Genomic DNA, 18,341 nt, shown 5'->3' with positions numbered 1-18,341 from the left:
GGTCGATGGGACCGGGCGACGCACCGCCGGCCGACTTTGCCGGTTGCTCCGGCGGGCTCTCATCCAGGATTGCGCAAGCCGAGCCTGCGGACAATGTCCTCAGATGCCGGATCGTGGCGGCCGCCGCGCCGGACTGAGGCGGCCTCAGAGCACGAAGTCGCCGGCGACGAGGCTGATGGTCCCGGTCAGGGTGATGTTGAAGTCGGCGGTGCCGTTGCCGTTGACGTCGCCGGAGACGATGGTCCGGCCGGCGTCGTGCCAATAGTGGAGCTGCCCGGCGACGCCGGTGAAAGCGGCGGTGCCGATGAAGCTGAAGGCCTGGTCGCCGGCGACCGTGAACCTGGCGTCGATCGCCGCCAGGTCGATGCGGTCGGCCTGGGCATGGCTGAAATCGGTGATGCGGTCGGCATTGGCCCCGACCACGCTGTCGGCGATGCTGCCGTAGACGAAGCGATCCACCCCGGCGCCGCCGGTGAGCGTGTCCTTGCCGGTCCGGCCGAAGAGGGCGTCGTTGCCGTTCCAGCCCTGCAGCACATTGGCGCCGGCATTGCCGTACAGGCTGTCCCAGCCCTGGCTGCCGGAGAGGTTCTCGATGCCGGAGAGGGTATCGCCCTGGGCCTCGCCGCTGCTGCCGAGGCCGCTGACCAGGCTGACCACGACCCCGGTGGTGCCGCTGTAATAGCTCGCGGTGTCGATGCCGGCGCCGCCGTCGAGCCGGTCGGCCCCGGCGGCGCCACGGAGCACGTCGTTGCCGTTCCAGCCCTGCAGCAGGTTGGCGCCGCCGGTCCCGATCAGGCTGTCGTTGCCCTGGCTGCCGGAGAGGTTCTCGATGTCATACAAGCTGTCGCCCTGGGCCTCGCCGCCGCTGCCCTTCCGGGTGGAGAGATCGACCACGACCCCGACCGTGCCGGTGTAGTAGCTGGCGGTGTCGATGCCGGCGCCGCCGTCGAGCGTGTCGGCCCCGGCGCCGCCACGGAGCACGTCGTTGTCCGCCTGGCCATAGAGCTGGTCGTTGGCGGCGCCGCCCTCGAGCGAATCGTTGCCGTCGTCCCCGGTGATGAAGTCATGGGCGTCATCCCCGAAAATCATGTCGTTGCCGGCGTCGCCGACGAGTCCGTCTTCGCCGGCCCCGCCGCGGAGCACGTCGTCACCCTCGGCGCCGGCGACGCGGTCATCTCCGTCACCTCCGGATACCGTGTCGTTGCCGATCCCGCCAATGGCATAATCGTTCCCGGCATCCCCGAAAATCGTGTCGTTGCCGGCCCCGCCCTCGAGCCAGTCGGCCCCGCCGCCGCCGCGCAGCTGGTCGATGCCGTCTCCGCCGAGGACGGAGTCGGGAGCGTCGCCGGCATAGACGATGTCGTTGCCGGCGCCGCCGTCGATGGTATCGATTCCGAGGCCGCCCCAGATCGCGTCGTTGCCGTCCCCGGCATTGATGCGATCGTCCCCGGTGCCGCCGCTGAGGCGGTTGTCGAGGCCGTTGCCGGTGAGGCTGTCGTCGCCGCCACCGCCCAGCGCGTCCAGCCCGGCCACCCCGAGGTCGATCGAATTGCTATCTCCGCGGCCGGCGACTCGTTCGCCGGCCAGCGCCGTGTACGAACCGCTGGCCTGGACCAGCGACGCCGCATCGGTGGTGACGAAGAGATCCGCGACCCCCGGATAGGCCATTGCGTTCGCGATTCCGACGAACACCGATCCGGTCGATGTCGCCGAAAAGGTCAGGATGCCGAGCTCGCCGCCCGTGCTGCCGGCGAGCGGGTTTCCATCCGCGTCGATGACGCCGACGCCGGTGCCGCGGCCAGCGGCACTGACGGTGCTTCCGACCAGATAATAGGTGACGCCGGCCGTCACCTGCAGCCTGGCCCAGACGACTTCTTCTCCGAAATCGTCGATCGGGGCCGACAGTGCCGCCGCATTGCGCGTGAGGTCCCAATCCAGCGCGGTGAGGTTGCCGGGCGTGAATGCCATCGTTCCGTTCCCCTCTCGTCGAGCGACCGTCCGCAAAATCCTATCCTGCCGCGTCCCCCGCCACGTCATACGAACGGATGAGGGCAGCGGCGCGGTCGACAGACCCGCGTGAGCTGACGGCACGACCGCGGCGGGCGCCGGCCGCTACAGCACGAAGTCGCCGGCGACGAGGGCAATGGTGCCGGTCAGGGTGATGTTGAAGTCGGCGGTGCCATTGCCGTTGACGTCGCCGGAGACGATGGTCCGGCCGGCGTCGTGCCAATAGTGGAGCTGGCCCGCCACGCCGGTGAAAGCAGCGGTGCCGATGAAGCTGAAGGCCTGGTCGCCCACGACCGTGAACCTGGCGTCGATCGCCGCCAGGTCGATGCGATCGCCCTGGGCCCGGCTGAAATCGGTGATCCGGTCGGCATTGGCCCCGACCACGCTGTCGCTTAACGCGGTGAAGGTGAAGCGGTCGCCCCCGGCGCCGCCGGTGAGCGTGTCCTTGCCGGCCCGGCCGAAAAGGGCGTCGTTGCCGTTCCAGCCCTGCAGGACATTGGCGCCGGCATTGCCGTAGAGGCTGTCGCTGCCCTGGCTGCCGGAAAGGTTCTCGATGCCGGACAGGGTGTCGCCCTGGGCCTCGCCGCCGCCGCCGAGGCCGCTGGCAAGGCTGACCACGACCCCGACGGTGCCGCTGTAATAGCTGGCGGTGTCGGTGCCGCCGGCGCCCGCCAGCGCATCCGCCCCGGCGCCGCCGCGGAGGACATCGTTGCCGGCGCCGCCGTCGAGCTGGTCGTTGCCGGCCTCGCCCGACAGCGTGTCGCCGAAGGCGGCGTCGACCGCGGTGGCGAGCACGTCGTCACCGGCGCCGCCGCGCAGCTCCACGGCAAAGCCCTTGTTGACGGTGCGGATCGTGTCGTTGCCGGCGGAGCCCTGGATCACCTCCCAGTTCTGCCAGTCATCCGTGACGATGTGGGGATCGAACTCGTCCGCCTGGTAGTCGCAGACCGTGGCGATCGTGAACACGACGGTATCGCGGCCGGCACCGCCGTCCAACAGGTCCGGCCCGAGCCCACCGTCGACATGGAGGACATCGTCGCCGTCGCCGCCGCGGAGCGTGTCGTCCCCTCCGCCGCCGATCAGCGTGTCGGCGCCGCCGAGACCGTCGAGGACATCATTCCCGGACAGGCCGTCCAGGAGGTTCGCGACGGACGAGCCGGTCAGAGTATCGGCATACGACAACGTTCCCTGAATGTTCTCGACGCCGGAGACCACGTCGCCTTGAGCCTCGCCGCCGCTGCAGACGCCGGTGCTCAGGTCGACGGTGACCCGGTGCTGAAGAAGTAGCTGATCGTATCGATACCGGCACCACCGTCGAGACGATCCGCGCCGATGCCGCCCTCAAGGGAATCGTCGCCCACGCCGCCGAGGAGCGTGTCATTGCCGTGGCGGCCGTCGAGCCAATCGTTGCCGTCATAGCCGTTGAGCACGTTAGCGGAGACGTTGCCGGTGATGAGGTCCCCGGCCGTGCCACCGTTGACGTTCTCGACCTCGACGTAGGAGTCGCCATCGGCGTCGCCGCCAAAGCCGGCACCGGCCAGAATGACCGTCACCGCGGCGGCAGCGCCGTAGAAGCTGACGAGGTCGATGCCGGCACCGCCGTCGAACTGGTCGGCCCCGGCGCCGCCGCGGAGCACGTCGTCGCCGTTGCTGCCGTAGAGCAGGTCGTCGCCGCTGAGGCCGGAAAGGATATCGTTCCCATCAGCGCCGAAGAGGAAGTTGGCGACTGCGGAGCCGGTGAGGGTGTCGCCGTGCGTGCCGCCATAGATGTCCTCGATGCCGGAGATCGTGTCGCCCTGGGCCTCGCCGCCGCTGCAAAGGCCGGTGCTGAGATCGATCGCAACCGCGGCGGCGCTGGAGGCGTAACCGACGCTGTCGATGCCGGCACCGCCGTCGAGCCGATCCGCCCCGGCACCGCCCCGCAGGCCGTCGTCGCCGTCGCCACCGAGGAGCGTGTCGTTGCCGCCCAGACCGAGAAGAAAGTCGTTGCCGCTGAGGCCGCTGAGCGTGTTGGCCACTGCGGACCCGGACAGGCTGTCGCCGAGGCCGTCAGTGCCCTGGACGTTCTCGATGCCGGAGATCGTGTCGCCCTCGGCATCGCCGAAAGAGCCGCGGCCGGTGGTGAGATCGACGATGATGCTGCTGGTGCTGCCGCTGTAGCTGACGGTGTCGATGCCGGCGCCGCCGAGCAGCGTGTCCGCGCCGGCGCCTCCGATCAGGGAATCGTTGCCGTCACCACCGTCGATCAGGTCGTCGCCGGCGCCGCCATAGATCGCGTCGGCCCCGCCGAGGCCGCTCAGAGTGTCGGCGAAGGCCGTCGCCTGGGCGATGTCGGTGAAGCCGGGCGAGGCGACGATGCCGTCGCCGGCGACATGGATCAGATCGCTTCCCGCGGTTCCGTTGACGACGGCCATGATCGGTCTCCCTGTCGCGGATGCTGCGGCACGCGATGCCGCCCGTCAGTCTGCCCCGGACCGCCCTCGGCCGCCTCAGCCGAATGGAGGATGCCCGCCTGCGGGAACGTGGATATCGTGTCCGGTTTCCCGGGCCCCGGCCGCGCTCGGCCGGGGCCCGGGCCGGTTCAGAGCACAAAATCGAGGGCGATGAAATTGATGGTGCCGGTTGCGGTGATGTGGAAATCGCTGACCTTGTCGCCGTTGACGTCGCCGGCGATGGTGGTGACGCCGCCGGCGATGGCGTAGCGCAGCTGGCCGGCGACGCCGGTGTAAAGGCCGGTGCCGATGAAGCTGAAGGCCTGGTCGCCGACGACGCCGGTGTTGGCGTCGATGAAACCCAGGTCGACTTGGTCGGCCTCGGCGTGGCTGAAGTCGGTGATGACGTCGGCGTTGGCCCCGACCATGCTGTCGCCGAGGGCGGTGAAGAAGTAGCGGTCCGCCCCGGCGCCACCGGTGAGCGTGTCCTTGCCGGCCAAGCCGACAAGGGCGTCGGTGCCGTTCCAGCCCTGCAGCACATTGGTGCCGCTGTTGCCTTCGAGGATGTCGTTGCTCTGGCTGCCGGAAAGGTTCTCGATGCCGCTCAGCGTGTCGCCCGCGGCGTCGCCGCTGGTGCCGAGGCCGGCGGTGAGGTCGATGATGACCCCGGTCACGCCGGTGTACCAGCTGGCGGTGTCGGTGCCGGCGCCGCCGTCGAGAGTGTCCGCCCCGGCACCTCCCCGCAGAAAATCGTTGCCGGCGCCGCCGCTGAGCGTGTCGTTGCCGACCTCGCCGTCGAGTCTGTCGTTGCCGTCTCTGCCGTAGAGCGAGTCGTTGCCGCCGAGGCCGTTCAGCGTGTCGTCGAAGGCCGTGGCCAGGGCGATATCGATGACGCCGGGCGGGGCGATCAACCCGTCGCCGGCAACATGGATCAGATCGTTTCCGGCGGTTCCGTTGACGACGGCCATGATGGGCCTCCGTGGTTGAGGGTTGGCGGCCGGCGGTCTGCCGCCGGCCGCGCCGTGGTCAGAGCACGAAGTCGGCGGCGACGAGGGCGATGCTGCCGGTCAGGGTGATGTGGAAGTCCGAGACCATGTCGCCGTTGACGTCGCCGGCGATGGTGGTGACGCCGTTGACGATGGAGAAGCGCAGCTGGCCGGCGGCGCCGCTGTAGAGGTTGGCGCCGATGAAGCTGAAGGCCTGGTTGCCGGCGGCGCCGGTGTTGGCGTCGATCCCCGTCAGGTCGACATCGTCGCCCTGGGCGTGGCTGAAGTCGGTGATGACGTCGGCATTGGCCCCGACCACGCTGTCGCTTAGGGCGATGAAGCGGTAATCGTCGGCCCCGACCCCGCCGGTGAGCGTGTCCTTGCCGCCTCCGCCGACGAGGGCATCATCGCCGCCCCAGCCCTGCAGCACATTGGCGCCGGCGTTGCCGGAGAGGATGTCGCCGCCCAGGTTGCTGCCGGTGAGGTTCTCGATGCCGGTCAGCACGTCGCCCGCGGCATCGCCGCCAGTGCCGCCGGCGAGGAGGTCGACCGTGACCCCGGTCGCGCCGCTGTAATAGCTCGCGGTGTCGATGCCGGCGCCGCCCTCCAGCGTGTCGGCCCCGGCGCCGCCGCGGAGCGTATCGTCGCCCGCGCTGCCGATCAGTTCGTCGTCTGCGCCTGCGCCGTCGAGGATGTCGCTGCCGCCGCCGCCGTTCATGGCATCGCGCAGGCCGTCGCCGGTCAGGATGTCGTCCTCCGCCGTCCCGACGGTGCTGCGGGTCAGCGCATGCACCGAGCTGCGGACCGAGTTGCCGTCGCCGTCGGTGATGATGCTCTCGCGCACGTTGGCCACCCGGCCATCGGCCAGGGCTGCGATCTCGACTTCGTTGGCGCCGCCGCCGGCCCCGTAGTTGCCGCCGGCGGCGGCGCCACTCGGGTCGTAGGCCTGATAGTAGAAAACGCCCGCTCTGGTCCAGCCGACCGTAAAGTAGCCGTTGGACAGGACGGTGATCGTCGGATTGAGCTGAGCGCCCGTGTTGTCGGTGTTGACCAGCAGATAGCCGCTGCGCCCCGTTCCGTCGGCATTGTAGATTCGCGCCGTGATCTCGGTGCCGTCGCCGCCTTCCCAGCCGTTGTCGGCATAGGCGACGACGAAGCCGCCATCCTGCAGGGCGGCGACCTGGATGTCCTGGTTGATCGAGCCGGCGCTGTCGATCAGCTGCGAGCCGCCCACCGCGACGCCCGCGGCATCGTAGAGCTTGAACCAGACGGAATGGTCGCCGCCGGCGGCCGGGGACTGCTCCCAGGCAACGACGAAGCCGCCGGAGGCGAGGCCGGCGACCGAGGCATGGTCGGTGGCCAGGGGGATGGTGGACTCGACCAGTATCCGCCCGCCGTTCAGGGTTCCGTCGGCGTTGTACCGCTGAAGATTGATGTCGGTGTCGCCGCCGCCGTAATCGCGGGTGAAGGCGACCGCGAAGCCGCCGCCGGACAGCGCCGCGACGTCGGATTCACGCTGGGGCTCGGGGGCGGCCGGTACCGCGAAATCCAGGGGCGGAGCGCCATCGCCGAGGATGCGGACCCGGACCGTATCGGCGCCGCTGCTGTTATCGGTGAAGGTCACGACATTGTGGCCGTTGCCCAGCAGCGCCATGCTGGCGTCGACCTGGTTGCCGAGCGTCGTGGTGTTGAGCTGTGCCGAGACGCCCGGCGTGCCGTCGGCATCGACGTACCGCCCCCGGACAAAGGCGTTGCCGCTGACGTTCCAGGCCCCCAGATAGCCACCATCGGCGGTTGCGGTGATGGCGACACTCGACGGATTTCCGGTCACGTCGTCGTTCAAGATGAAACTGGCAACCTCAGTGGCCCATGAATAGGTGACTGTGGCCATAACTTCCCCCTCTTGTTCAGAATTCACGTCGGCAAATGCTTATGACCGGGCTATGCCGAACGGCTGCGATGCGAGATCATGACAGAATGGCTTTCCCTTGCTCGTGACGGGATGGCCGCCCCCGACCGGCGTCGGATCGGCGGCGGCCGGGCCGGTTCAAAGCACGAAGTCGCCGGCGACGAGAGCGATGCTGCCGGTCAGGATGATGTGGAAGTCGGAGACCTGGTCGCCGTTGACGTCGCCGGCGATGGTGGTGACGCCGTTGACGATGGAGAAGCGCAGCTGCCCGGCGACGCCGGTGTAGACGGCGGTGCCGATGAAGCTGAAGGCCTGGTTGCCGGCGGCTCCGGTGTTGGCGTCGATCAGGCTCACGTCGATCTCGTCGCCCTGGGCTTGGCTGAAGTCGGTGACGGCATCGGCATTGGCCCCGACCACGCTGTCGCCGAGGGCGGTGACGTAGATCCGGTCGAGCCCGGCCCCGCCGGTCAGCGTATCCTTGCCGGCACCGCCGACAAGGGCGTCGTTGCCACCCCAGCCCTGCAGCACATTGGCGCCGGCGTTGCCGGTGAGGATGTCGCCGCCCAGATTGCTGCCGGAGAGGTTCTCGATGCCGCTCAGCATATCGCCCGCGGCATCGCCGCCGCTGGCGGTGCCCGCACCGAGGTTGACCGCAACCCCGGTCGCACCGCTGTAATAGCTGGCGGTGTCGGTGCCGGCGCCGCCCTCCAGTGTGTCGGCCCCCGCCCCGCCGCGGAGCACGTCGTCGCCGCCCCAGCCCTGCAGCTTGTTGGCGCCGCTGTTGCCGGCGAGGATGTCGTTGCCCAGGTTGCTGCCGGAGAGGTTCTCGATGTCGACCAGAAAGTCGCCCGCGGCATCGCCGACGCTGCCGGTGCCGGCGGCGAGATCGACCGCGACCCCGGCCACGCTGGTGTAGTAGCTGGCGGTGTCGCTGCCGACGCTGCCGAAAAGCTGGTCGCCCCCGGCGCCGCCGCGGAGCACGTCGTCGTGCAGGCCGCCAAAGAGCGTGTCGTCCGCGGCGCCGCCGTCGAGGGTGTCGTTGCCGTCGCTGCCGCTGATGTTGTCGCGCAGGCTGTCGCCGGTGAGGGTCTCGCCGGCCGCCGTGCCGATGGTGGAGCGGGTCAGCGCATGCACCGAGCTGCGGACCGAATTGCCGTCGCCGTCGCTGAAATCGCTCTCGCGCACGCTGGCCACCTGGCCGTCGGCCAGGGCCGCGATCTCGCCTTCGATGGTGTTGGTGTGGGTACCGAAGTTGCTGCCGATGGCGTTGCCGGCCGGGTCGTAGGCCTGGTATCGGAACGTGCCCACATCGGTCCAGCCGACCACGAAGAAGCCGTTGGACAGGACGGTGATCGTCGGGCGGAGCTGATCGAGGGCGGTGTCGGTGTTGACCAGGAGGTGGGTGGTGCGCGCCGTTCCGTCGGCATTGTAGACCCGCGCCGTGATATCCGTGCCGGTCCCCCAGCCGTTGTCGGTATAGGCCACGACGAAGCCGCCATCCTGCAGGGCGGCGACCTGGATGTCCTGGTTGATCGAGCCGGCGCTGTCGATCAGGTGATGGCCGCCGGGCGGATCGCCCGCAACGGTCACGGGTACGCCCAATGCGTCGTAGAGCTGGAACCAGACGGAATGGTCGCCGCCGGCGGTCGCCGACTGCTCCCAGGCCACGACGAAGCCGCCGGAGGCGAGGTCGACGATCGAGGCATGGTCGGTGGCGAGGCCGGCGGCGTTGTCGACGACGATGATCCCGCCGATCTGGTCTCCATCCGCCTCGTATCGCTGGACCAGGATATCGGTGTCGCCGCCGCCGAAGTCGCGGGTGAAGGCCACGGCGAAGCCGTCGGCCCCCAGCGCCGTGACGTCGGATTCCCGCAGGGGCGAGGGGCTGCCGGGCACCACGACGAAGTCCGTGGCCGGGGCGCCGTCGCCGAGGATGCGGATCCGGACCGTATTGGTGCCCGAGCTGCTGTCGGTGAAGCTCACGACATTGTGGCCGTTGCCGAGCAGCGCCATGCTGGCATCGAACTGGAGGCCGTTCAGCGTGGTGTTGATCAGGGATTCGACGCCCGGCGTGCCCTCGGCGTCGACGTACCGCCCCTCGACGGCGACGCTGCCGACGCTCCAGGCGCCCAGATAGCCCCCGTCGGCGGTCGCGGCGATGGCGACATCCGCCTGATTGCCGGCGGCATCGTCATTCAAGGTGAAGCCGACGACAGTGGTGTCCCATGAATAGCTGACTGTAGCCACGTTCCCTCTCCTGTTTTATTTCGTTTCGATAAATACCCATGACCGAACCGTACCAAACAGCTGCGATGCGATATCGCGGCCGAAGTGGCTCTCTATTGCTCATGACGTCCATTTTTCCATTCTTGATTCTGCCGCATCCAACCAGATCAAGAACGAGTATTCTTATATCGATACTCGACTCCGGCGGCCGGATCCTGTCCGGGGGATCAATGCATGGCCAGGGTACCGCTCGGCAATGGGCAGCGGGTGCATGTTATTTTGTGTAACTGTGCCATAATTATGGTCGGAGGCCCATCTCGCCGCAGGCCCATCCCCCGCATGACCTCGCGCCGCGGCCGGGCTAGGATCGCCCGGAACCGAGTCACGGAGGCCGCGGGATGCGTCCGATCTTCATCATGGTGAAATGCGAGCTGGGCCACGCTTACGACACCGCCGAGCATGCGGTGGACGAGATCGAGGAGGTGTCGGAGATCTACTCGATCTCCGGCCAGTTCGATCTGATGATCAAATGCTACCTGCCGGAGGACGTCGATGTCGGCCGCTTCGTCAACAGCCGCATCCACGCCCTGCCGCACATCAAGGACACGATGACGCTGATCACCTTCAACGCCTTCGCCGGCAAGAGCTGAGCGCGTCATGACCGATCTCGCCGCCGGCGCCGAGCACTGGGCGCTGACACTCACCCGCATCCCCAGCGTCACCGGCACGGCGGACGAGGTGGCCTATGCCGAGACGCTGTGCGGCCTGCTGCGCGCCAGCCCGGCCTTCCGCGACCGGCCGGACGATGTCTGGACCATTCCGACCGGCGACCGGCTGGGCCGCGCCAGCGTCGCCGCCCTGCTGCGCGGACGCGGCCGCCGCACCGTGGTGCTGACCGGCCATTTCGACACGGTGACCGTGGCCGATTACGGCGACCTGCAGCCACTGGCGACCGAGCCCGAGCAGTTGAAGGATGCCCTGCTGGCCCGGCTGCGGCGGGATGCCCGCAGCGAGGCGGAGCGGCTGGCCCTTTCCGACCTGTCCGGGCCGGACTTCCTGCCGGGCCGCGGCCTGCTCGACATGAAGGGCGGCCTCGCCGCCGGCCTGGCGGTGCTGGAGGCGGCGGCCGCGGAGCCGGAGCGCGAGGGCAACCTGCTGTTCCTCGCCGTGCCGGACGAGGAGGTGAACTCCGCCGGCGCCCGCAGCGCCGCCCGCGCTTTGCCCGGCCTGGCCGAGCGGCTGGGGCTGAGCCTCGACGCCGCGATCAATCTCGACTGCCTGGGCGACACCGGCGACGGCCGCTTCGGCCGGTCGGTGGCGCTGGGCAGCGTCGGCAAGCTGCTGCCGAGCGCCCTGGTGGTCGGCCGCGCCGCCCATGCCGCCGACACCATCCGCGGGGTCAGCGCCGCCGCCCTGGCCGGCGCCATCGCCGCCGCGGCGGAATGGGCGCCGGAGCTGACCGAGAGCCTGGGCAACGCCTCCGGCACGCCGGCGACGCTGCTGGGCATGAAGGACGGCAAGGCCGGCTACGACGTCACCACCCCCGGCACGGTCTGGATGTTCTGGAACACCGCGCGGTACCGGCGCGGCCCGGAGGAGGTGCTGGCGCCGCTGGCCCGGCTGATCGGGGACGCGGTGGCCGGCGTCGCGGCGCAGCTGCGGCAACGCGGCGGGGCCGATGTGCCGGAGGTGCCGGTGCTGCGCTTCGCCGAGCTGCGGCGCGAGGTGCTGGCGCGGTCGCCCGAGGCCAGGGCGGCGCTCGCTGTCGTGGCGCAGGAGGCGGCGGAGGCCGGGCTGGACCTGCCGGAGCAGTGCCGGCGGATCACCGAGGCGCTGTGGCGCCTGAGCGGCCGCAGCGGCCCGGCGGTGGTGCTGGGCCTGGCCTCGATGCCCTATCTGCCGGTGTCGCTGGGCGGCGACGCGGCCGGGCTGCGGTTGGAGCGGGCGACGCGCGAGGCCGCGGCCAAGGTTGCCGCGCGGCACGGCACCACGATCGGGCTCGAGCCCTGGTTCCCCGGCATCTCGGATATGAGCTTCCTCGGCACGGGCGACGAGAGCTCGGTCGCCGCCATCGCCGCCGACACCCCGGCCTGGGGCGCCGGCCTGCCCTGGCCCGACGGCCCGGCCCTGGCGCAGATCCCGATCGTCAACGCCGGCCCCTGGGGCCGCGACTACCACACGCCGCTGGAGCGCATCCACCGCCCCTATGCCTTCGGGGTGCTGCCGGAGCTGATCCGGGAGATCGCGGACGGGGTGCTGAAAGGCTGACGTAGGTTGGGTTCGCGCTTGCGAACCCAACAATCGTTCGGGCGGCGCCATGTTGGGTTCGCAATCGCGAACCCAACCTACGCGAACCCGCCTTGCCTACTGCCCGCCCAGGAACAGCATCCGGGTCAGCAGGGTGTAGTCGGACTCGGCCACCATGATGGCGACGAAGACCAGGAGCGCCCCGGGCGGCACCAGGATGGCGTAGACCAGGGCCAGCCGCTCCCACTTCATATGCATGAACACGGCGACGATCAGCCCCGCCTTCAGCATCATGAAGACCAGGATCAGGCCCCAGCGCAGCAGGCCCTGCAGGGCGAAATAGTCGACCATGTAGGAGCAGGCGCTGAGCACGAACAGCCAGCCCCAGACCACCAGGTACAGCCTGATCGGGTGCTGCTGCCCTTCGGCATGGGCGACGGGTTGCGGCTGCCCGTGCCCTTCGTCGATATGCGCGGCGTGTGCCATGTCCCTCACCACAGATAGAACAGCGCGAAGATGAACACCCAGACCAGATCGACGAAGTGCCAGTACAGGCCGGTGATCTCGACGATCTCGTAATGCCCCCGCCGGCTGGTGAAGAAGCCACGCCGGCCGGTGTCGTAGTCGCCGCGCAGCACCTTGCGGGCGACGATGATCAGGAAGATCACCCCGATGGTGACATGGGTGCCGTGGAAGCCGGTGATCATGAAGAAGGCCGAGCCGAATTGCGGCGCGCCCCAGGGGTTGCCCCAGGGCCGCACCCCTTCATGGATCAGCTTGGTCCACTCGAAGGCCTGCATGCCGACGAAGGCGGCGCCGAACGCCGCGGTCACCAGCATCAGCACCGCCGTCTTCACCCGGTCGCGGCGGTAGCCGTAATTCACCGCCATGGCCATGGTGCCGCTGCTGCTGATCAGCACGAAGGTCATGATCGCGATCAGGATCAGCGGCACCGACTCGCCGCCGATGGTCAGCGCGAACACCTCGCTCGGGTTCGGCCAGGATTCGGCCGTCGACATCCGCACCGTCATGTAGGACAGCAGGAAGCAGCCGAACACGAAGGTGTCGCTGAGCAGGAAGATCCACATCATCGCCTTGCCCCAGGACGCGCTCTTGAAGGCGCGCTGGTCGGACGACCAGTCGGCGGAGACGCCCTGCCATCCCGCGGGGCGCTCGACCGATCCTGCCAGGTGCGTTTCGGCCATCGGCTTGGACCTCCCCTAGCTCAGCAACTGGCTGCACATCTCGGCGAAACGGTCCGCCCAGCCGGTCAGCAGGGCGAGCAGGATCAGCCAGACCAGCAGCAGGAAATGCCAGTACAGCGTGCACAGCTGGACGCTCAGGCGCAGCCTGTCGGAGTCGATGTCGGCCAGGGGGCCGTGCCAGGCCCGGGCGCCGGTGCGGCCCAGGGCCACCAGGCCGCCCAGCACATGCACGCCATGCACCGCGGTGATCAGGTAGAAGAAGGAATTGGCCGGGTTGCTGGCCAGGAAATAGCCCAGCATGTGCAACTGCTGCCAGGCCAGCAGCTGCCCGACCACGAACACCAGCGACGCCGCGCCGCCGGCCAGGAGGCCGGTGCGGGTGTCGGCCAGGTCGCCGCGCCGGGCCGCGCTGTGGGCGCATTGCAGCCCGACGCTGGCGGCGGCGAGGGCGGCGGTGTTGATCCACAGCAGCAGCGGCACCGGCAGCGCCCGCCAGTCCGGCATCTCCATGCGCATGGAATAGGCGCTGACCAGCAGGGCGAACAGCGCGCCGGCGACCACCAGGAACACGCCCAGCCCGATCAGCGCCGTCGGCCGCAGCGAGGCGCCGGTGGCCGGCACGTCGCCGACCGTGCTCTCCTCCAGCCACGGCTTGGTCATCAGCCCCTGGCGGGCCAGCCACAGCAGGGCGAGGCCGCCGACCACCAGCATGAACAGGGTGACGATGACCATCGCCGCGCCCTCAGCCGTGGTGCACGGCGCCGGGCTGGTTCTGCGGCAGGAAGTCCTGCGCAGCGCCCGGGACGCTGTAGTCATAGGCCCAGCGATAAACCACCGGCAGCTCGCGGCCCCAGTTGCCGTGCGGCGGCGGGGTGGTCGGCGTCTGCCATTCCAGCGTCGTCGCCCGCCACGGGTTGCCGCCGGCGTCGCGGCCGTGCCGCACGCTCCAGATCAGGTTGAACAGGAACAGCAGCTGGGCCGCGCCGACGGTCAGCGCCGCGGCGGTGATGAAGACGTTCAGGTCATGGGCCGAGGGCGGGATGAAGGCGGTCTCGCCAAGCTCGAAATAGCGCCGCGGCACGCCGATCAGCCCGAGATAATGCATCGGGAAGAAGATCGCGTAGGCGCCGATGAAGCTGACCCAGAAATGGATCTTGCCCATGGTGTCGTCCAGCATCCGCCCGGTGATCTTCGGGTACCAGTGGTAGATCGCGCCGAACACCACGAAGATCGGCGCCACCCCCATCACCATGTGGAAATGGGCGACCACGAACATGGTGTCGGACAGCGGCACGTCGACCACGACATTGCCGAGGAACAGCCCGGTGAGCCCGCCATTGACGAAGGTGACGATGAAGGCGATGGCGAACAGCATCGGCGGGTTCAGATGGATGTCGCCACGCCACAGGGTCAGCACCCAGTTGTAGACCTTGATCGCCGTCGGGATGGCGATGATCAGCGTCGTGGTGGCGAAGAAGAACCCGAAATACGGGTTCATGCCGCTGACATACATGTGGTGCGCCCAGACGATGAAGCTCAGCGCGCCGATGCCGACGATCGCCCACACCATCATGCGGTAGCCGAAGATGTTCTTGCGGGCGTGGGTGCTGATCAGGTCGGAGACGATGCCGAAGGCCGGCAGGGCGACGATGTAGACCTCGGGATGGCCGAAGAACCAGAACAGGTGCTGGAACAGGATCGGGCTGCCGCCGCCGTATTTCAGCTGCTCGCCCATCTCGACCAGGGCCGGCATGAAGAAGCTGGTGCCGAGCAGCCGGTCGATCAGCATCATCACGCAGGCGACGAACAGGGCCGGGAAGGCCAGGAGGGCCATGACCGTGGCGGTGAAGATGCCCCACACCGTCAGCGGCATCCGCATCAGCGTCATCCCCCGCGCGCGGCCCTGCAGCACGGTGACGACGTAGTTCAGCCCGCCCATGGTGAAGCCGATGATGAACAGGATCAGCGAGCCGAGCATCAAGAGGATGCCCCATTCGCGCCCGCCCGGCGTGCCGGACAGGATCGCCTGCGGCGGGTACAGGGTCCAGCCGGCCCCGGTCGGCCCGCCGGGGGCGAAGAAGCTGGCCACCAGCACCAGCACCGCCAGCAGGTAGATCCAGTAGCTGAGCATGTTGACATAGGGGAACACCATGTCCCGCGCGCCCAGCATCAGCGGGATCAGGTAGTTGCCGAAGCCGCCCAGGAACAGCGCCGTCAGCAGGTAGATCACCATGATCATCCCGTGCATGGTGATGAACTGGTAATAGCCGGTGGCGTCGATGAAGGCGAAGTCGTCCGGGAAGGCCAGCTGCAGCCGCATCATCCAGGACAGCACCAGGGCGACGAAGCCGATCGCCAGCGCCGTGCCGGCATACTGCACGGCGATGATCTTGGCGTCCTGCGAGAACACCCAGGTCGTGAGCCAGCTCTTCGGATGGTACAGGTCGACATCCGGCACCTCGAGCGGCGGGACCGGTTCGACAGGCTCGCGGATGACGTCCACCATGGGCGTGTCCTCCTGCTTCCTTCGCGGCCGGGATCGACGGGGATCGTCCCGGCCGAATGTGTTCCCTCCTCGCGGCCCCTCCCCTTCCCGGGGCCGGAACTACTTCGCGGCGGCCACCTCGCGGTCGGTCGGCCCGGGCAGCGCCGAGACCTGGGTGAAGGTCGCCTGCTGCGCCAGCCAAGCGTCGTAATCGGCCTGATTGTCGACGATGACGATGCCGCGCATGTAGGGATGGCCGGTGCCGCACAGCTCGGCGCACAGCGCCTCGAAGGTGCCGGTGCGGGTCGGCGTGAACCAGTAATAGGTCACCGAGCCCGGGATCATGTCCATCTTCGCCCGGAACTGCGGCACGTAGAAATCGTGCAGAACGTCGACCGCGCGCAGCAGGACCTTCACCGGCTTGTCGATCGGCAGATGCAGCTCGCCGCCCTGGATCAGCACGTCGTCCTGGCCGGCCGGGTCGTCGGCATGGACGCCGAGCGGGTTCTCCGGCGTGATCGCCTGGGTCGAGGCGGTGCCGAGCTTGCCGTCCTTGCCGGGCAGCCGGTAGGTCCATTGCCATTGCTGGCCCACGACCTCGACCTCGGTGGCGTCGGCCGGGACGGTGACGAACTGGGCCCAGACCACCAGCCCCGGCGCCAGCATCGCCGCCACGCCGACCGCGGTGGCGATGGTCAGCCAGCCCTCCAGCCGCTTGTTCTCGGGCTTGTAGTCGGCGACGTTGCCCTCGCGGTGGCGGAAGCGCCAGACGCAATAGGCGGTGAACAGCACGATCGCGGTGAACACCACGCCGGTGATCCAGAAGGTGATCTCGATCGTGCCGTCGATGTAGTGCCAGTTCGAGGCGATCGGGGTCCACCACCACGGGCTCAGCAGGTGGAACACCACCGAGCCGACGGCGACCAGAACCAGGACGAGCGCAGTCTTCATCTCCAGTCACCCCCGTCTTGAGCTGCTGCTGAGACGAGAAGGCCGGGACTGAGTCGACTTGAGACGGAAAGCGGATGCGGCGGCACAGCGCGGGGGTATCCTGCACCCCGGCCCCTCGGGCCGGCGCGGCGGCGGTCTCCCCCTGACTTGGGCCACATCGTCATGGATGGCGGCCTTCACACTTGTCGAGGCCGGCCGGCTTCTTCGTCTGGCCCGGCCGTCCCGCGTCATGGCCGACGCGAAGACGACCCCTGCAGCATCAGACTTGTCCGGCCTTGGCCTGTAAAAAGATGATGCGGGTCAGCCCGCTTGATTGTCAACCGATGTCGGCGGCCGCGGCCGCCGACTCAGTTTTTCTTGCCGTCGGCGGCGTACTGCTTAAGGAAGGCGATCAGATCGGTGATCTTCTGGTCGTCCTTCAGGCCGATGAAGGCCATCTTCGTGCCCGGGATCTTGGTGCGCGGGGCCTTGATGTACTCGCGGAACACCGTCTCGTCCCAGGTGATGCCGGAGTTCTTGTTGGCGTCGGAATAGTTGTAGCCCGCGACCGAGCCGGAATGGCGGCCGAACAGGCCGTTCAGCTCCGGCCCGACGGCATTTTTGGCCGTCTCGCCGAGCTGATGGCAGGCCTTGCACTGCGTGAACACCTTCTCGCCGGCGGCCGGGTCGCCATCGGCCCGGGCCGCGGCGGTCAGAGCCATCAAAGCGAGGGCACCGATCAGGGTCGAACGCATCATCACGCTTCCTCCTGGCTGGCTGGATCGGACGTTGCCGACGCCCGATACTCCGGCTTTCCGCCGCCGGCTTCAAGGGCCGCGCGATTCGGGCCGTTTCGGCTGCTTCGCACCGGCCGAGAATGACAGGGGACGGAATGTCGCAGCCGGGTTATACTTTGGTCCATGGCGGGTCGCGACGGCGTGACCGGCGGCCATCCCGGCCGCACTGCCACGGTCGACGCGAACCCCCTCGAACAGAAGTTCGGGAGGAAGGGACATGACCATCCGAAACCCCCTCGAGTGGGGAGCGGACCAGCTCAAATTCGGCAGCCACGCGCTGCGCACCGGCAGCCAGACCGTGTTCCATGCCGAAGAGAATCCCAACAGCCTGGCGCCGGCGGTGCACCGCATCGGGCTGCGGGATCTGCGCGACGCCCTGGTCAAGGGCTTCGAGGATTTCGGCCATTACCGCACCGACGTGCTGTATCTGTGCCTGATCTATCCGGTGGTCGGGCTGGTGCTGGCGCGGGCCATGGTCGGGCAGGACATGATCCCGCTGCTGTTCCCGCTGGCCTCGGGCTTCGCCCTGATCGGGCCCTTCGCCGCGATCGGGCTGTATGAGATGAGCCGGCGGCGGGAGCTGGGCGAACCGTCCAGCTGGGGCGCCGCCTTCGGCGTGCTGCGCACGCCCCGATTCGGCGTCATCCTCACGGTCGGCGCCATCCTGGCGGCGATCTTCGTGCTGTGGATGGTGCTGGCCAACGTCATCTACAACGCCACGCTCGGCCCGGACGAGCCGGCCTCGCTCGGCCTGTTCCTGAACGAGGTGTTCGGCACCACCGCGGGCTGGACCCTGATCGTGGTCGGCTGCGGCGTCGGCCTGGTCTTCGCCGTGGCGGCGATGGCGATCGGCGTGGTGTCGTTCCCGCTGCTGCTCGACCGCGACGTCGGCGCCGACACCGCGATCTGGACCTCGGTCCGGGCCGTGGCCGCCAACCCGATCCCGATGGCGGCCTGGGGCCTGATCGTCGTCGCCGGGCTGGTGGTCGGCTCGCTGCCGCTGTTCGTCGGGCTGATCGTGGTCATGCCGGTGCTCGGCCACGCCACCTGGCACCTGTACCGCAGGATGGTGAACTAGCCCGATCCGTGGGTCGGGTTCGCGCCTGAGGCGGACCCG

The 18,341-nt window shown here is 68.8% G+C and carries 15 protein-coding genes; 3 read left to right on the top strand and 12 right to left on the bottom strand.

Features of this window, described 5'->3' with window-relative positions; translation table 11 throughout:
• Positions 1-144: 144 nt before the first annotated feature.
• From ACTOWL_RS27975 to ACTOWL_RS27950, 6 genes are all read right to left on the bottom strand, one after another.
• A complete protein-coding gene (locus ACTOWL_RS27975) occupies positions 145-1,968 on the bottom strand; it encodes a calcium-binding protein (protein ID WP_441324564.1) in 1,824 nt (607 codons plus the stop codon).
• 144 nt (positions 1,969-2,112) lie between these two features.
• On the bottom strand, positions 2,113-3,189 hold the full coding sequence (locus ACTOWL_RS27970; RefSeq protein ID WP_441324563.1) for a calcium-binding protein: 1,077 nt from the start codon (positions 3,187-3,189) through the stop codon (positions 2,113-2,115).
• A gap of 71 nt (positions 3,190-3,260) precedes the next feature.
• Positions 3,261-4,421: a calcium-binding protein gene (locus ACTOWL_RS27965; protein WP_441324562.1), complete on the bottom strand. Its 1,161-nt coding sequence runs from the start codon at positions 4,419-4,421 to the stop codon at positions 3,261-3,263.
• Between the two features lie 167 nt (positions 4,422-4,588).
• The gene (locus ACTOWL_RS27960; protein ID WP_441324561.1) at positions 4,589-5,407 is read right to left on the bottom strand and encodes a calcium-binding protein; all 819 of its coding nucleotides are present in this window, start codon (positions 5,405-5,407) and stop codon (positions 4,589-4,591) included.
• A gap of 58 nt (positions 5,408-5,465) precedes the next feature.
• A complete protein-coding gene (locus ACTOWL_RS27955) occupies positions 5,466-7,256 on the bottom strand; it encodes a calcium-binding protein (RefSeq protein ID WP_441324560.1) in 1,791 nt (596 codons plus the stop codon).
• Between the two features lie 216 nt (positions 7,257-7,472).
• Positions 7,473-9,581, bottom strand: coding sequence for a hypothetical protein (locus ACTOWL_RS27950; RefSeq protein WP_441324559.1), 2,109 nt, complete (start codon positions 9,579-9,581; stop codon positions 7,473-7,475).
• A gap of 377 nt (positions 9,582-9,958) precedes the next feature.
• On the opposite strand from ACTOWL_RS27950, the gene ACTOWL_RS27945 reads away from it, so the two are divergent.
• Both ACTOWL_RS27945 and ACTOWL_RS27940 read left to right on the top strand, forming a co-directional pair.
• Positions 9,959-10,210, top strand: a complete 252-nt coding sequence (locus ACTOWL_RS27945; protein ID WP_225766729.1) for an Lrp/AsnC ligand binding domain-containing protein — start codon at positions 9,959-9,961, stop codon at positions 10,208-10,210.
• Between the two features lie 7 nt (positions 10,211-10,217).
• Complete coding sequence (locus ACTOWL_RS27940) at positions 10,218-11,828, top strand: M20/M25/M40 family metallo-hydrolase (protein ID WP_441324558.1); 1,611 nt, start codon at positions 10,218-10,220, stop codon at positions 11,826-11,828.
• Between the two features lie 96 nt (positions 11,829-11,924).
• On the opposite strand, the gene ACTOWL_RS27935 is transcribed toward ACTOWL_RS27940, so the two are convergent.
• The 6 genes from ACTOWL_RS27935 to ACTOWL_RS27910 all read right to left on the bottom strand — a co-directional run bounded on the left by ACTOWL_RS27935 (position 11,925) and on the right by ACTOWL_RS27910 (position 17,185).
• Positions 11,925-12,293 (bottom strand): cytochrome C oxidase subunit IV family protein, encoded by a 369-nt coding sequence (locus ACTOWL_RS27935; protein WP_441324557.1) that lies wholly within the window; start codon positions 12,291-12,293, stop codon positions 11,925-11,927.
• Positions 12,294-12,298: 5 nt separating this feature from the next.
• Positions 12,299-13,012: a heme-copper oxidase subunit III family protein gene (locus ACTOWL_RS27930; RefSeq protein ID WP_441324556.1), complete on the bottom strand. Its 714-nt coding sequence runs from the start codon at positions 13,010-13,012 to the stop codon at positions 12,299-12,301.
• A 15-nt stretch (positions 13,013-13,027) separates the two neighbouring features.
• Complete coding sequence (locus ACTOWL_RS27925) at positions 13,028-13,744, bottom strand: cytochrome c oxidase subunit 3 (protein ID WP_441324555.1); 717 nt, start codon at positions 13,742-13,744, stop codon at positions 13,028-13,030.
• A 10-nt stretch (positions 13,745-13,754) separates the two neighbouring features.
• The gene (ctaD, locus tag ACTOWL_RS27920; protein WP_441324554.1) at positions 13,755-15,518 is read right to left on the bottom strand and encodes a cytochrome c oxidase subunit I; all 1,764 of its coding nucleotides are present in this window, start codon (positions 15,516-15,518) and stop codon (positions 13,755-13,757) included.
• Between the two features lie 99 nt (positions 15,519-15,617).
• A complete protein-coding gene (locus ACTOWL_RS27915; RefSeq protein ID WP_441324553.1) occupies positions 15,618-16,448 on the bottom strand; it encodes a cytochrome c oxidase subunit II in 831 nt (276 codons plus the stop codon).
• Positions 16,449-16,795: 347 nt separating this feature from the next.
• Positions 16,796-17,185: a c-type cytochrome gene (locus tag ACTOWL_RS27910; protein WP_441324552.1), complete on the bottom strand. Its 390-nt coding sequence runs from the start codon at positions 17,183-17,185 to the stop codon at positions 16,796-16,798.
• A gap of 256 nt (positions 17,186-17,441) precedes the next feature.
• On the opposite strand from ACTOWL_RS27910, the gene ACTOWL_RS27905 reads away from it, so the two are divergent.
• Positions 17,442-18,302, top strand: coding sequence for a DUF2189 domain-containing protein (locus ACTOWL_RS27905; RefSeq protein ID WP_441324551.1), 861 nt, complete (start codon positions 17,442-17,444; stop codon positions 18,300-18,302).
• Positions 18,303-18,341 lie beyond the last annotated feature (39 nt).

This window comes from Inquilinus sp. CA228 (genome assembly GCF_052078665.1).
GTDB lineage: Bacteria > Pseudomonadota > Alphaproteobacteria > DSM-16000 > Inquilinaceae > Inquilinus.
The sequence above is the reverse complement of the archived record's forward strand: the minus strand, read 5'-3'. Positions and strand labels throughout refer to the sequence as shown.